Origin of the sequence: Paludibacter sp. (assembly GCF_009712605.1) — a bacterium.
Classification (GTDB): domain Bacteria; phylum Bacteroidota; class Bacteroidia; order Bacteroidales; family Paludibacteraceae; genus Microbacter.
Genome location: NZ_WASO01000014.1, coordinates 355,093 through 371,413 on the forward strand (window position 1 = coordinate 355,093; position 16,321 = coordinate 371,413).

At 40.7% G+C, this 16,321-nt stretch carries 12 protein-coding genes; 4 read left to right on the forward strand and 8 right to left on the reverse strand.

Going from position 1 to position 16,321, the window contains the following annotated elements:
- Positions 1-19: 19 nt before the first annotated feature.
- Positions 20-979: a methionyl-tRNA formyltransferase gene (fmt, locus tag F8N35_RS11790; RefSeq protein ID WP_293053195.1), complete on the forward strand. Its 960-nt coding sequence runs from the start codon at positions 20-22 to the stop codon at positions 977-979.
- A 5-nt stretch (positions 980-984) separates the two neighbouring features.
- On the opposite strand, the gene F8N35_RS11795 is transcribed toward fmt, so the two are convergent.
- The 6 genes from F8N35_RS11795 to F8N35_RS11820 all read right to left on the reverse strand — a co-directional run bounded on the left by F8N35_RS11795 (position 985) and on the right by F8N35_RS11820 (position 6,998).
- Positions 985-1,377 (reverse strand): HIT family protein, encoded by a 393-nt coding sequence (locus tag F8N35_RS11795; protein WP_293053198.1) that lies wholly within the window; start codon positions 1,375-1,377, stop codon positions 985-987.
- A gap of 20 nt (positions 1,378-1,397) precedes the next feature.
- The gene (gene greA / locus F8N35_RS11800) at positions 1,398-1,868 is read right to left on the reverse strand and encodes a transcription elongation factor GreA (protein WP_293053200.1); all 471 of its coding nucleotides are present in this window, start codon (positions 1,866-1,868) and stop codon (positions 1,398-1,400) included.
- 156 nt (positions 1,869-2,024) lie between these two features.
- Positions 2,025-2,432 (reverse strand): hypothetical protein, encoded by a 408-nt coding sequence (locus F8N35_RS11805; protein ID WP_293053202.1) that lies wholly within the window; start codon positions 2,430-2,432, stop codon positions 2,025-2,027.
- Positions 2,433-2,486: 54 nt separating this feature from the next.
- Positions 2,487-3,776 (reverse strand): methionine adenosyltransferase, encoded by a 1,290-nt coding sequence (metK, locus tag F8N35_RS11810; RefSeq protein ID WP_068705312.1) that lies wholly within the window; start codon positions 3,774-3,776, stop codon positions 2,487-2,489.
- Positions 3,777-4,081: 305 nt separating this feature from the next.
- Complete coding sequence (locus F8N35_RS11815) at positions 4,082-5,608, reverse strand: outer membrane protein transport protein (RefSeq protein WP_293053206.1); 1,527 nt, start codon at positions 5,606-5,608, stop codon at positions 4,082-4,084.
- Positions 5,609-5,666: 58 nt separating this feature from the next.
- The gene (locus F8N35_RS11820) at positions 5,667-6,998 is read right to left on the reverse strand and encodes a hypothetical protein (protein WP_293053209.1); all 1,332 of its coding nucleotides are present in this window, start codon (positions 6,996-6,998) and stop codon (positions 5,667-5,669) included.
- 223 nt (positions 6,999-7,221) lie between these two features.
- Here F8N35_RS11820 and prmA point away from each other — a divergent pair, with 223 nt between their 5' ends.
- The 3 genes from prmA (at position 7,222) to argB (ending at position 9,867) form a co-directional block, all read left to right on the forward strand.
- Positions 7,222-8,061 carry a 50S ribosomal protein L11 methyltransferase gene (prmA, locus tag F8N35_RS11825; protein ID WP_293053212.1) on the forward strand — a complete coding sequence of 280 codons (840 nt, stop codon included), beginning with the start codon at positions 7,222-7,224 and terminating at the stop codon, positions 8,059-8,061.
- Between the two features lie 80 nt (positions 8,062-8,141).
- Positions 8,142-9,095, forward strand: a complete 954-nt coding sequence (locus tag F8N35_RS11830; RefSeq protein ID WP_293053215.1) for an N-acetylornithine carbamoyltransferase — start codon at positions 8,142-8,144, stop codon at positions 9,093-9,095.
- Positions 9,096-9,099: 4 nt separating this feature from the next.
- Complete coding sequence (gene argB, locus F8N35_RS11835; protein WP_293053218.1) at positions 9,100-9,867, forward strand: acetylglutamate kinase; 768 nt, start codon at positions 9,100-9,102, stop codon at positions 9,865-9,867.
- A gap of 118 nt (positions 9,868-9,985) precedes the next feature.
- Here the strand turns inward: argB and F8N35_RS11840 are convergent, their stop codons facing one another.
- Complete coding sequence (locus F8N35_RS11840) at positions 9,986-12,154, reverse strand: gliding motility-associated C-terminal domain-containing protein (RefSeq protein WP_293053221.1); 2,169 nt, start codon at positions 12,152-12,154, stop codon at positions 9,986-9,988.
- 166 nt (positions 12,155-12,320) lie between these two features.
- A complete protein-coding gene (locus tag F8N35_RS11845) occupies positions 12,321-16,265 on the reverse strand; it encodes a hypothetical protein (protein WP_293053224.1) in 3,945 nt (1,314 codons plus the stop codon).
- Positions 16,266-16,321: the final 56 nt, after the last annotated feature.

Genomic DNA, 16,321 nt, shown 5'->3' on the forward strand with positions numbered 1-16,321 from the left:
CCAGACTTAATATACACTGATGAATAAGAAAGATTTACGGATTGTTTATATGGGTACTCCCGACTTTGCAGTGGAGAGCCTTCGTGTTTTAGTTGAAAATGATTATAATGTAGTAGGAGTGATCACGATGCCCGATAAACCCGCCGGGCGTGGATACAAAATTCAGTTTTCACCTATCAAACAATATGCATTAGAAAAAGGCTTGCCTCTTTTACAACCGGAAAAATTGAAAGATCCTGTTTTTCTGGAAGAATTAAAAGCCTTGAACGCCGATTTACAAATTGTGGTTGCATTTCGGATGCTTCCAGAAGTAGTCTGGAATATGCCTCGTTTTGGAACTTTCAACCTTCATGCATCACTTTTACCTCAATATCGTGGTGCCGCTCCAATCAACTGGGCAGTTATCAACGGTGATGCAGAAACCGGGGTTACTACATTTTTCCTGACGCATGAAATAGACACCGGAAATATTATCTTACAAGAAAAAGTAGCTATCGGAGAGTCAGAAACAGCCGGAGATATTCATGATAAACTCATGATAACAGGTTCCAGGCTGGTACAAAAGACTGTGGATATGATCATAGATGAGAATGTGTCTGCTATGCCACAGCCTGACGTCATGACATTAAAAGCAGCTCCGAAAATCTTCAAAGAGACCTGTAAAATTGATTGGAATCAAAACGTGTCTACCGTCTATAACTTAATCAGGGGATTAGCTCCCTACCCTGCTGCATGGTCTTTTCTGAAAACCGACAACGGTGAAGAACTGAATGTAAAAATCTTTGAAACTGAAAAAGAACCCGCAACGCATACACTTACCTGTGGGAGTATCGTAATTGAATCTCCCAAGCAGGTAAAAGTAGCTGTTATTGATGGTTTTATCCGGCTAAAAAGTATTCAGGTTGCCGGAAAGAAAAGAATGTCGGTTGAAGATTTTCTTCGGGGAAATAAGCTTACGGAAGCTTATAAATTTGAATAAGAATGCTAAGCAAAAAAGCTGATATTATAAGCTATGCTCTTCATCTCTTCAGGTGAGAGCTTTAGCTTTTCTTTTGCAAAATTGATATCGGCTTCCGAATTCAAGGGTACCAAATGTATGTGGGCATGTGGTACATCCAATCCAATGACAGCCACGCCTACTCTTTTGCAGGGTATTGCCTTCTCTATCGCCTTTGCAATTTTCTTTGCAAACAGGATATAAGCCTGAAGAGTTACATCATCAAGATTGAAAAGGTAATTTTCTTCAATTTTTGGAACCACCAGAGTGTGTCCCTTTGCGACCGGATTAATATCGAGGAATGCAAAAAAACGATCGTCTTCTGCCACTTTATAGCACGGTATTTCGCCTGCAATAATACGAGAAAAAATAGTTGCCATAATCGTTAGTTTTATTGATCTTAGATTGAAATGTCGACAATCTCAAAAGGAATAATGCCAGATGGTACTTTTACCTGAACTGTATCACCGACTTTCTTACCCATTAAACCCTGACCTATTGGTGTACTAACCGATAACTTACCTTCTTTCAGATTAGCTTCACTTTCAGAAACCAACATGTAAGTCATAACCTGTCCGTTATTTTGATTCTTAATCTTGACTTTATTCAAAATCTGTACGCTATCGGTATTTAATGTACTTTCGTCAATTACACGGGCATTAGCCAGAGTGTCTTTCATTTTGGCGATTTTCATTTCAAGCAGACCCTGAGCTTCTTTTGCTGCATCATATTCTGCATTTTCAGACAAATCACCTTTATCGCGGGCTTCTGCAATCTGACGTGAGATGGCAGGCCGTTGTACACTCTCCAATTGATTAATCTCGTCCAATAGCCTTTTGTAACCCTCCCGGGTCATATACGATGTTGCCATGGTAAAACCTGTTTTTTATTGTAATTGATTGAAAATAAAAAGAATTCCGACAATTGCCGGAACTCTTTTCTTATTTTGTTATACTAAAATGTTCGTTGAATAATTACGCTACAAAGATACGGATTTTTTTCTTTCTGATAATATCACCCGAAAAAATTAAAATTTCCGGCTAAAGATTTCACTAAAAAGAATTCCTCTTTTTATTTCATCGTAGTTAGAAAAATCAGGCAAAGAAACTTTTTCCTGCTCTTCAGGATCGTTCAACGTTGTTGTTACAACGGGAGCTATTTTTATAACCGTGTCTTTGTGTAACTTCTTTTCTTCGTCCAGAAAAGGCTGAGACTTATGTTGAACAGTCTCTTTTTTGTACTCCGGAACGTGAGACGGCACAGGATTTTTATCCATTGTCAGCTCTCTTATCACATCTTCCCAACTGTGTGCAGGAGTAGATGGCGCTGATGGTTCAGGTTCCGTTCTGTTCGTTTTCTTCTTGGACAGTATACTGCTCAAAACAGCAATAATGACAGCAATAACATAAATGATATTTCCTGAATTATCTGCCATGTTTATCGGTGTTTTGAACTGTAAAGATACACAAATATATAAAAATCCAACGGCTTAAAGAGAAAATTCTTCACGAATTTTGTCCACGTAATCCAGCTTTTCCCACGTAAACAACTCTACTTCTTTTTCAATAGTATCAGTGTAACGAGAAGAAAAAGTCTTTTTTACCACTTGCGGTTCACGACCCATATGACCATACGATGCAGTTTCAGAGTAGATGGGATTTCTCAGCTTTAGTCTCTGTTCTATTGCTTTCGGACGCAAATCAAACAGTTTTTCCAAGCGTAGAGCAATTTCTTCATCTCTCATTTCTACATTGGCTCTTCCATAGGTATTTACATATACGCTAAGAGGTTGAGCTACTCCGATGGCATAAGAAACCTGAACCAGTATTTCATCGGCAACACCCGCAGCAACAGCATTTTTAGCAATATGACGGGCAGCATAAGCGGCAGAACGGTCAACTTTTGAAGGATCTTTTCCTGAGAATGCACCACCTCCATGAGCTCCTTTACCACCATAAGTATCAACGATAATTTTACGTCCTGTCAATCCGGTGTCACCATGCGGACCGCCGATAACAAATTTTCCGGTCGGATTAACGTGAAGAATATAATTGTCATCGAGCAACTTTTTCCATTCCGGATTCTTAGCCAACACTCGTGGAATCAAGATATTTTTTACATCTTCTTTGATTTTAGCCACCATTTCTTCGTCGGCTTCAGCCTGAGTTTTGCCATTTCCGGCCAATACAAACTCATCATGTTGTGTCGAAACCACAATGGTGTGGATGCGTTGTGGAACGCCATCTTCTGAATATTCAACTGTTACCTGCGATTTGGCATCAGGACGCAAATAACCAATTTCCTTAGCTTCGCGACGCAAAATAGCCAGTTCTATTAATAATTGATGCGACAATTCTAATGGAAGTGGCATATAGTTTTCTGTCTCTTTGGTAGCATAACCAAACATCATTCCCTGGTCACCGGCTCCCTGATTGAGGGGTTCTGCGCGTTCAACACCACGGTTGATATCGTCTGACTGTTCGTGAAGCGCAGAAAAAACACCACAAGCATCACCGTCAAATTTATATTCGCTCTTTGTATAACCAATTTTGTTAATTACCTGACGTGCAACTTCCTGCACATCAACATAAGCACTCGATTTAACTTCACCGGCTAATACTACCTGTCCTGTTGTAACCAACGTTTCACAGGCTACTTTTGAATTTTCATCGAAAGCCAGAAAATTATCCAGAATTGCATCAGAAATCTGGTCGGCAACCTTGTCGGGATGCCCTTCAGAAACTGATTCTGAAGTAAATAAATAATTCGTCGTCTTCATTTAGATAATACATTATTAAACTAACAATAAAAGCATGAAATCATTTCACACCTTGTCATGCTATGAATAAAATTTGGTTGGGATAAAAAGGCAATGCTTAATTAGCACTGCATTAACGAGAAAGAATCACGTTTTAGCATTTTTTTCCGTGGTTGCAAGCAATCAAATCTATCCACTATTTTGACGATGCAAAGTTACGTCATTTTGTTCTAATTGCAAATAATCAAGTAAAAATATTACGCTCAATAAAAAAGCCTGCATTTCGAATCGAAAATGCAGGCTTTTACAAGTTATTCTATTGATAATTAATATCTAAAACCTACAGTAAATGCCACATTACTATTATGAGTATTCAATCTTGCCGGAGCCAAATTGGCATCGTCATAAGCATAAAAGTCCTGTTTTTGATTGCTCAATACGTATGCAAGGTCGAAATTCCAGTTGTTATAGCGGAACCCTATCCCTGCCGTAAAGTTTTGGGTATTTACATCCAAAAAATATTCACTATCCGTTCGCACTGAGTTGTTTGCTAAAACCCTGTAGGCATCAGGTTTAGTTGCCGGTGAAATATAATTGTATCCCAAACGTAATGCTATATTATCAGTTGCACGGAATTCACCTCCGACTTTAAAACTGCTTACCGATTTCATATTTGCTTTTACACCATCATTTTCAAATTGAAAAGCTTGGCTATCTCCATCCTGATTTTTTAATTTCATAGTGGAAAAATCCTGATATTGGTAATCAAAGCTCAGAATTCCTTTTTTACCTAAAATAGCAGCTAAACCAAATGTATAATATGACGGCGTTTGTACTTTATATTTACTGTAACCGCCTTCATTTGGAGTAGCCACCGTACCATTAAATGTACCTGACGCTGTTTTTACTGCAGAATATAGCGATGCGTAATAATTATCCGTCATGTTATAAAACATCGGAGTATGGTAAGCAAACCCCAGACGCAGAAAATCTGTCGGACGCACAATAACTCCTAATTTTACGTCAAATCCTGATCCTGTCGTATATATTTCATTTTTGAGATTAAAATTTTCTGCAGAGCCGAAACTTTCTCCGTAGTAACTTATCAGTGAATAATTCAGACTTTGCCATCCGATAGAGGCACCCAAATAAACAATGTTGGATATATTTCCAGCGTAACCGATGCTGTATTGGTCAATGTATCCTCTTTCCGAAAAGCTATAAGAGGGACGCACATTTTCGGTACTGCCCAAAAGAGATGTCCACTGATTAGTTCCACTCGAACTCGGATTGATTAGGTAGCCTTCATAACCCAAGACAGAGATCCATGGAATACTTGTGTTATTGTATGGATCGCTGGATGATTGAAGAGCTGATTCAGGAATACCTCCGGTACGATAAGCTATATTATCGGTCAGTGATGAAAATTGGTTTGCTCCCGAAATTACGCCGTTCCTGTTAAAAGATTTGAGGCGGTCAAACGTAAAGCTCAGAGCTGAACTATACTGGTCGGTTCCCGGAATAGTTGCCACTATAGAAAGGTTATTGAAATGCGCAAAGATATTATTGTCGCTGTTACTTACTCCGTTCCATGTTGAACTTGTAGAGTTATTCATCATATTCAGAGTCGCCGTTATTTCCGAACTCCGATATACTCCAAGACCTGCGGGGTTAAGCGTGATAGCCGAAGCATCACCTCCGAGGGCTGTAAATGCCCCCCCCATCCCCATGTAACGTGCAGTTCCTTTTAATTGTGTTTGCGAGGCTTTAAGAGCATCAAATTCATCTTGTGCATGAATGCCGGAAACAAAGCCTAATATCAAACCTAATGAAAGCAAACTCTTTTTTATCATAATATAATTGTTTTAATAATGATATCTATTCTTCATTCGTTCTCGTTTAGGCTATCGGTTAACGACGGCCACCACTTCCGCTACTGCTGCTACGTGATCCACCACCTGAATAACTTCCACTACTTCCTGAAGAGTAGCTTGATCTGCTTCCCGACGAGTAGCTGGATGAATTGCTGTTATAGTCAGAAGATGATGATCTCTCATACGATTGCGATGACGATCTTCTGCTACCGCTGTCGTAGGTGCTACTATTGTTTGATGAGCTTCTTGATCCACTACTATAGCGGGTAGAATAGCCAGATGATGGAACTGATACAACTTCCGAGCTACGACGACTGCCGGCTCCGCTACTGTAATTACCTCTGGAATTATAAGATGGCGCGCTGGTTACGCTACTGCCCGCTGAGCGACTGCCTCCGCTAACAGTAGAACCGCTTGTGCCTGCAGCTGCACGGCTACCGCTATTTACATTGTAACCTCTGTTTGAAAGGAAGTTATTCCAAAATGCAGTATTCTGATTGCTTCCTCTTGTTCCGATGGTATTGCTACGCGTACCAGCAGTTGCAGAATTGAATGCGGAACTACTGCTTCGTGATCCTGTAGAAGAAGCAAAGCGTGAGCCGGTTATTGCACTACGACTGGTACCTGTCATAGCCTGTCTTCTACTGTCGGCAGTATAGTTATACGGAATAGACCGTCCCCAATTGCCACCATACCAACCATCGTAGTAATATGGATAACCACCCCATCCATAATAAGGATATCCCCAGCTGTAATATCCGCCGTAATATGGATAATCCCAACCAAAGCCAGAACTCCAACCGAAGCTCCAATCCCAGTAAGGATCGTACCAACTGGAGTACCACGGAGAATACCAGTTATTCCAGTATCCGCCATAACCTAAGTATCCACCATATGGATAATGACGATATCCACCGTAAGGCCATCCCCAACCAAAATTGTCATAAACATTTACAGTCCAGTTGACGTTATCGAGAGGGTATGCGCCGTTTTCGTCGCCATCGTTAATGATAATAGTACCATCAGGATTATGGAAACGTTTGATTCTGTTTGCATATTCGCCATTAGCGATGCCGACTTTAGAGCTGTCTATAACCGGTTCCTGATTATCTCCGGAATAATAAACGGTATCGCCGTTCATATTCCTTACCACAACAATATCCTTTCCGCCCACTCTTGTCGATTCAATTTTGTATTGATCGTTTTGTGGAGCAGAGGACTCTTCATGTTGAACTACAGGTTTTGCCTGCTGCGTCCGCAATGGTTTGTCTTTTCCGGGTTTATAATAAAGGTCATCGTAAAGATCTTGCCCGAACATAAATGCCGGAAGCGACATCAGAGCGGCTACGAAAAACACTTTTGATTTCATGATTATATCTCCTTTTCTTTAAGGGTGAATTTTTACCTTTTTATATTAGACAGATTTGTAATCTTACGGTTTAATTTTTTGGAAAAGATTTCAATATAGAACGTTTACGGTCTCAGAATTATTATCTAAGTTTGTATACTTTTTTACTATGGGCAAAGTTATACCAAAAGCCCTGTGAATAATACTTTTCGCTTGTATTTTAACGAAAATAAACCAAACACTGATGGATTACATTGAACTGACATTATCTCTTAACAATTCGCGTGGTTTTGAGAACGATATAGTATCTGCAACACTCGCTGAAATCGGATATGAGAGCTTTGTCTATACAAATGACGGAATGAAAGCCTATTGTGCTGCATCGTTATTTGATGAAAAAGACCTAAAAAACTGGAAAGAAACTTTACCCTGTGATATTGAAGTTGACTATACCTTTGAACTGATAAAGGACAAGAACTGGAACGAAGAGTGGGAAAAACACTATTTTTCTCCTATTGTAATTGGTAATGATTGTGTGATTCACAGCTCTTTCCATACAGATGTACCCAAAGCAAAATATGATATTTTAATTGATCCCAAAATGTCATTCGGAACCGGTCATCATGAAACAACAAGCCTTATTATAGGTGAATTGATAAAGATGAATGTTGCCGGGAAATCACTCCTTGATATGGGGTGCGGAACGGGAGTGCTGGCCATTTTGGCTGCTATGAAAGGAGCGCAACCGATTACAGCTATTGATATCGACGAATGGGCTTACGATAACACAGTCGAGAATATACGCCTGAATGGTTATCCTGATATTGAAGTAGCAAAAGGGGGAGCCGAATTGCTTTCCGGGCGTAAATTTGATATAGTCCTGGCCAACATTAATCGTAATATTCTTCTCAATGATATGAAACATTATGCAGCCTGTCTTTCTTCAGGAGGATTACTATTAATGAGCGGATTCTACAAGACAGACATGCCTGCCATTGAAGCTGAAGCTACAGAAAACGGACTGACTTTTATCAAATTTGAAGAAAAGAATAACTGGGTAACCACGGTATACGAAAAACGTTGATACGTTGAATTGTTTAAGCGTTGTCGACGGGAATCCTACAACGATTACACAACTAAACGATTACCAATTAAACATTGACTATGAAAACTTATACGAACGTAAAAGATTTGGGCGACCTGAAAGCTGCGGTTGCCGAAGCGCTTGAGATAAAGAAAAATCGTTACGCATATAAACATCTGGGCGAAAATAAAACGCTGCTGATGGTCTTTTTCAATTCTAGTTTGCGTACCCGCCTAAGTACACAAAAAGCAGGGATGAATTTGGGGATGAACACTATTGTACTGGATGTGAATCAGGGCGCCTGGAAACTCGAAACGGAAAGAGGTGTTATCATGGATGGCGATAAAACGGAGCACTTGCTCGAAGCTATTCCTGTGATGGGATGCTATTGCGATATTATTGGCGTTCGTTCGTTCGCGCAGTTTGAAAGCAAAGAATACGACTATAACGAAACTATTGTCAATCAGTTTATCAAATATTCCGGTCGTCCGGTATTCAGCATGGAAGCTGCGACTGGTCACCCACTACAGGCATTTGCCGATTTGATAACCATTGAAGAATATAAGAAGACCCAACGTCCGAAAGTTGTTCTGACCTGGGCACCCCACCCTAAGGCTCTGCCTCAGGCCGTTCCCAATTCTTTTGCCGACTTTATGAATGAAGCTGACGTAGACTTTGTGATTACCCATCCTCATGGCTACGAATTAGATGAAAAGTTTGTTCGTGGTGCTCGTGTGGAATACGATCAGGATAAAGCATTGGCTGGTGCTGACTTTGTGTATGCTAAAAACTGGGCAGCTTATACAGATCCAAACTACGGGCAGATATTGAGCAAGGACCGTTCCTGGACCGTAAGTACAGAAAAGATGGCATTAACTAATAATGCTTATTTTATGCATTGCCTGCCTGTTCGCCGCAACATGATTGTGACTGATGATGTAATTGAAAGTCCGCAATCGATAGTGATCCCGGAAGCAGCCAACCGTGAGATTTCGGCGCAGGTAGTTTTGAAACGAATGCTTGAAAATCTTTAAAATGATGGAAAAACTGACTGTTGTAAAAGTTGGCGGAAAAATCGTTGAAGAGGAGGCCACGCTCAAACAGCTTTTATGTGATTTTGCGGCTATCGAAGGCCACAAGGTGTTAGTTCACGGCGGAGGCCGCTCGGCAACTGCTATTGCCGCCAAGCTGGGCATTGAGAGCATTATGGTGAATGGTCGTCGTGTGACCGATGCCGAAACCCTCAAGGTGGTAACCATGGTCTATGGCGGATTGGTCAATAAAAACATTGTGGCACAGTTGCAGGCTATGGAGATTAACGCTCTGGGACTCACGGGAGCCGATATGAACTATATGCTTTCAGCTAAACGTCCGGTGGGTGAAGTGGATTACGGCTTTGTTGGCGATGTAAAGTCGGTAAATGCAGGCTTGCTGGCCGATCTGATTTCCAAAGGTATTGTGCCGGTACTTGCTCCGCTTACGCACGACAAACAGGGACATTTACTCAATACCAATGCAGATACCATTGCCGGTGAAGCGGCTAAAGCTCTGGCTAAATTTTTCGACGTAACATTGATCTATTGCTTTGAAAAGAAAGGTGTTTTACGCGACGAACATGATGACGACAGCGTGATTGAAGAAATCAGCAAGGAGAATTTTTCTCAATATGTTGTTGACGGGGTCATTCAGGGCGGTATGATTCCCAAACTGGAGAATGCTTTTGAAGCGATTGATGCAGGAGTAAGTCAGGTGATTATTACTAAAGCGGATGCTATAGATGGAAAATCGGGTACCAAGGTGAAGTAGCGAAAACAATCACCATACATAAATAAACCATTAAGACATTAAGTTGCATGTCGGGAACTTTCCGACAACCTTAATATCTTAATGGTTTTTCATTTTATAGACTATATTGTTCTACAGCCTATCTTCTTAATGTCAGATATCCCGTGTAGTGTTCAACAACATTGGTCTTGGTGTCGGTTGTTTCAAGAATATAGTAATAAGTACCATCTGGCAGATTTTTGCCGAGGAAGTTACCGGTACCTTTACCATCCCACTCGTTGTTATAATCATTGCTCTTGTAAACCAAATCACCATTCCGATTATATGCTTCGAATTTAAGACGCAGGTAAGGTGCATGTATAATTTCAAATGTATCATTAAACTTGTCGCCATTGGGAGAGAACCCATCAGGTATAATAAGAGCTGCTACAGGTACATTCGTTATTGTTGGTTTTGGAACAACAAACCCGGCTTCAGTATTGTGAGGGTCGTTAGATAAAACATCCGTAACGTTACCTATCAATTTAGAACTACCTTCCGTCGTTGCCTGATTGTACACTTTACCTGAATACCAGTGTGGGTCAATTTGTAAAGAGATAATAATAGAGTCTGTTTGTTGCGGAGCCAAACGGCATTTGGATGCCAGTAATGTTGCAATATCACTACTGCCGTTATACAAACTGTTGGCAACAAGCGAACCGCTTGCGACAACACTCAGCACCTCGAAGGTTTCTCCGTGGGTGAATACTTTTGTCAGATCATCATTTACCTGTATGTTCGATAGCGTATCTTTTGACGACACCGGCATCGTGTTTTTCAACGTAATGGTATACTTCCAGCTAAACTTCGCTTTCCCGTCAAATTTAGGTGCGGTTGCAGTTTTGGTTACACTTAACACCTGTTGTTTAGAATCTGCTGTATAAATAGTGGTAGGTTTATCTCCTGCAAGTGATTTTGGATCAGAATAATCGTTTACCAGTTTACCAAAAATATCTATTGCAACTACCTGTGCCAAATTCACTACGTAACCTGTATCCACATCAGCCTTTGTAATTTTATAGTCGGCAGTAAATGTAGTGTAATCTTTTACTCCCGGAGCCAAGCTATCTATGGTTGTCCCCACAACCGTAACTTTAGGATCGATTATATGAACATTAGTAAGTTTATATTTCCCGATGTTTGCCACTGTAAAGGTGTAATGAATCTGGTCACCCGTATCGCCCTCAATGCCATTATGATTGGCATCTACCAATATTGCCTGCTTTAGCAATGCGATTGCACCTTTGGCATTTGTACTGGCTTTCGTGTAATATGCTTCTCTCTTAATTGAGTAAGTCGCAAGGCTGTCAAATTTGTGAGTGAGGATTTCCGATCCGGGAACGCTGCCCACCAAACTTGCTTCCTGATAATTAAACTGCCATTCATCCGTACTTGGATAGTAACCCGAGTTGTTGGGTGCTTTTCCGTATCGTGTTATATAATTGGCCGCAGACGAAAATCCTAGCATGTTTGTTTTCGAATTGTGCTGAAGACTGATGGTTGCCGAAGCTGTGGTATTCCCGTAAATATTCCACGTGCGGGTAATACCAGCAAGGTCTGCCTCATCAGGTGCTGAGGCGGCGTATGAACTAACATTAACGTGCATTGTATTGGCAGTGACCGGTGACACGGTGGCCGGGGTATAGTCATTTACAGCATATCCTACAGGGAATATAAAAGCTCCCGTATAGTTTTCCTTTACAAGATGTCCTGTTGATGCCGTAACCACATATTTATCGGCATCGTAACCCAAGAGATTGGCAATGCTTGTCAAAACCATATCCCGAGTATTCAAAAAGAGATGTCCGGTGGTAAAGGTGATGGATGTACCGACACGGGCATCGGTGTTGAGAAGCAGCACTCCTTTCGGGTTGTTGATTTCTATGGACGTAAGGGTGTTTTGCAAACTGTTGGCAGGATTGCTACCATTACCACCATCAAGTATCTGTTGCGTGATGGTTCCGGTGTTGGGGTTGGGTTGTTTGAATACAAACATTCCTGTTCCCGTGCCGTGGTTTAGCATAGTCCAGGCCGTATTGGATCCATAGATTCGAGCCCCTGGAAATATTTTCAATGTATCTCCATAAAAATAGAGCTTTTCACCATCTTCGATATACACCCGTGCATTAGAACCCAGTACCACATTGCCATACCATTGCGTGGCACTGCCAGCGGCTACAGTGTAAGTGTCGTTGATATAAATAGGCTCTGTTGACCAAGTATATGTATAAAACCAAATGAACAGATACAGCAATAAGTATCGTTTCATGTTCGTCATAGAAGTGATACTTACAATGTAGCTATTATTGAAAAATACAAAAGGGCATTTCCTTTTGCTAAGAAAATTTGGATTCACAGCCATAATCTGTATATTGCCCTTATTTTTGATATAAAATAAATATACTAGGAAATTATATCCAACAAATAAATTGTTTTTATTTAATTCTTTGTATGCTAAAATAGGTGCCGATGCCGCTGCCGGTGCTACCAGAGGAATAAGTTGTAATTGTTCCGTTAGTACTATATGAAGAATTTACAATGCCAAAATAATATTGTTGTCCTGCAGTTAAATTGACAACCCCTTTACAGAAATTTGCCCTTGGATCTATTGAACTTTCAAAATTAAACCTTGCTATCCAATTACCACCTGATGCAAAGCCAAACACAGCTCTGTTATCTCCGTCTCCATAAATATCATGAGTATTATAACCATTTCCACTGTAAGTAATCATCATTTCAAAAACATATATTCCTGAATTAACAGGAGTAAAAATCCCCGACGAAGTATTATATTCTCCTGCTATGTCCATCAATGCAGTACCTACAGTTATTTTATTAATACCACCTCCATTAAAAGTCACATTATTAGGGGAGATATTCATATAGCCTGAAAAACCACTGGAACTAGGGATAGATATTTTTACTTCGCCGGAAGAATTTACTACTAAATTTCTATCATTAGTATTAGTTGATTCTTGCAAACCCTCTAACCGTAGCGGGTCTGCCGTGGCTTTAACATGCATTGCATTTGCAGGAATACTTGTCCCAATACCAACCTTTGTAGCAGCTCCGCTTCCAGATGTATTTCCTAAAATAAGAGTATTTTGTTGACTTGTAGTTGCTCCATAGCCAATTCCTGTTGATTGCCATCCCTGTACTTTAGTGTCTACGCCTATTGCTATTGCTGATGATGCGTTTATAGCCTGCGCGTTGTTTCCCAAAGCAATATTATACTGAGTATTTGCATTACTTTTATAACCAATAGCAATTGCTCCTTGGGCTGATGCATTTGCCGCGTTTGTTCCACTCACATCATCTCCGCCTCCAATAGCGATGCCAAATTGATCCTTTGACTGAGCACCAAAGCCAATAGCGACTCCAGTTGCAGCAGAAGCTTTTGCGCTATTACCAATAGCAGTTGATTGGTATGCTGCTGTTGCTCCGATACCAAACGAAGTTGAAAATTGATAAACACTAGTTCTACCCGATTCTGTATTATTAGTTTTGAAAACTAAATCCTGATTATCCGTTGTCCCTAAAAAATTAGTTCCAGCGGTGGTCCCGGCATTACCGGTAAGACTCCACCCACTACCGCTATTGGCTGCGGGTTCCCATTGACTTGTTGTGCTGTTATATGCTAAAATCTGGCCGTTCGATGGTATTCCTGATTTTACAGGAATATTTTGGATTCTTGCTACTGTTGTTGTACCCAGTGTACCTGTCACATCACCGGCAACAGATAAACTACCAGATGAGAAGTAAGAAGGGGCTGCACTTGCTCCTGTGTTATTGCCAAAAATTGTAGTGGCAGGGGCGTTCGACAAAGCAAAAGACAATGCTGGTGTAGTAGTAGTGGTAGCCTCAGTTGTTGTAAACAAAGGAGATAAATCTCCTGCGGAAAAGTTTGTAACAGTACCATTATTTACCGTATACAATTGATTACTCCCATTTACTTTTATTGTTGAGTTATCATATCCTACTGACACATTAGCATTAGTTCCGGCCATTGTCACTGTTATTGGAGAACTTCCAGTTACGCTCCCTATCTTACTATTAAAAGTAGTCCAGTCTGCCGAAGAAATTGCCCCCCGATTTGTTGCGCTTGCTGTAGGGATATTAAGAGTGAAGGATCCACCCAAATTGACTGGAGAACCACTCACATTCACGTCTGTACCAGTCGTTCCTGTTGACAAGCCAATTGTTCCTAGATTTGAAGTATTTATATCAACAGTCGGAGCCGTAGCAGTTCCTCCGATCGTTATTTTTGTACTTCCCGCAGTAACACTCGATACTTTATTGTTGAAGGTTGTCCAATTCGATGAAGACAGCAAGCCTCTGTTTGTAGCACTAGCAGTGGGAAGATTGAATGTATGAACAGTCCCGCTTGATGAGATATTAAAGTCTGTCCCAGCTATACCTGTTGCAAACGTTTGAGTAAGCCCCGTTAGTCCATTCAAAGAAGTAATTCCGCCATCAGCATAATTTGGAATATTCAAGACCCCAGTAGTACTATTATAAGTTGCAGCCCCACTTGTGCCGGTTGTTGTAAGAGAAATAGCTGATCGGGCTCTGGCATCAGTATAATACAAGTTGGTGACCTCTGGAACTACTGATGTGTTCAGCGTTTGCCAGGTTTTGTCCCCCCTCCAGTATTGTGCTGTTGTGCCTGCTGTTATAGCTGGCTCTTTGCTATTAAACGTATTCCAATCGGTATTGCTTATCAGCCCGGCAGTGACACCGATTGTATTTGCCAGAGGAATGTTTAATTGTGTACTTCCACCTAAACTAACAGGAGACACAGACCAGGCAGGTGCAGTACTTGCCGTACCTGCCGATAAAGAAATTGAACCTATGGAAGAGATTCCTGACCAAGAGGCATTTCCATTCACATCTGAAGTTAAAATTTTTCCTGTGCCTTGCGTTCCATCCACCAACCGAAAAGCAGGGCTACTACTGCTATTAATGTGTAATAAAGTAGATGGTGAGGTGGTTCCAATTCCGACATTCCCAGCATTACTGATACGCACTCGTTCTGCAATTGTTGCAGATCCGTCAGGTGTTGTACTGAATATCAATGCCGTTGGTAGATCATTTGATGCACCTCCTGCAGCATCTCTTATAGCTTGTATCTGGGCTTGAGGAACATTCGATGTCGAATAACTATCACCAAAATTAATCTTTGCCAATGATGTTCCTGATGTAGTATTTTGTGTTGTTTGCCGCATTGATAGTATTGCCGGATTTCCTGCTCCTGCAGTAGTATTCTGAATTTCTAAGTCAACGCCAAGAGGAGATGATGGCGATCCATCGGATGAAATTACCGTTCGTCCCTGAAGGAAAGCAGCATAACTATTGGATGCAGAAGTATAAGAGCCTATAGTTCCATTAACTCCATATAATCCATAACTTACACCACTACCATTGCGATAACCTAAATAACCTGATACAATATTTGTATTACTCAATACAGATCCCAGTCCATAAAACGCACTGGTTGTCGCACCGGAAGAATTTGTGACTAAAAGGCCATTAACATTACTCGTACTTGAATTTATACTGATGCCTGTAGCAGAACTGCTTGCACCAGTGAGAGTCATACTTATTCCATTTCTAAAGTTGTTTGTAGTTGGATTGATTGTAAATAAGGTATTTGCTGCTGTAGTTGCAGTTCCAATTCCAATACTACCATCCGATTTAACTCTTAATCGTTCTATATTTTGAGTTCCTACTACAAAATCATTCGCATCTTTTGTTCCAAGCCAATTTTCTGTGACTCCCAATGATGTTGTTCCGTATGTTGTAGGAATTGCGGGCGTTGAAATGCCACTATTGCCTGTTAAGTGCCAGTCGTTAGTAGCTGAAGTAACGGTCGCAGCTGTCAGCGAATTCCACGCTCCTCCATCCCAACGAAAAAGAGTGGAACTTCCTGGTGCAATAATAACACCTCCCACTGTAATTATCTGTGTAGAAGTGTTGTTATTGGATACCTGAAAAATTCTCCCTGCTGTTGAATTGGTAGGTGAAGGTAATGTTAATGATATGCCCGGAGTTGTTTGTGTGATTACCGCTCCAGAGAAAGCATCCACAGTTGTAAAAGCTGTGAGTGTAGTGTTGGTTGTAAAGTTGGATAATGCTGTTGAACCCAATATGGTAGCCCCCTCATTATCAAATTTGGCCATCGGAGTTGAAGTTCCAATTCCTACATTGCCGGAGTTTTTGTTGTATATGTCATTACCTACCTGCTTCCATTTTGATTGTTCGATATCTTTTATTGTGCCTTTATTGTCGATAACACGCACGGTGGTCTGAGCAATTACATTCGGAGTAAGTGCAAATGAGAAGAGTAAAAATATCCAGATTTTAGAAGAAGATGAAAGCATTTTAACCAGTACCTTAGATTTTGATTGTGTATAAACTGAAACGAAAAAAGTAGCTT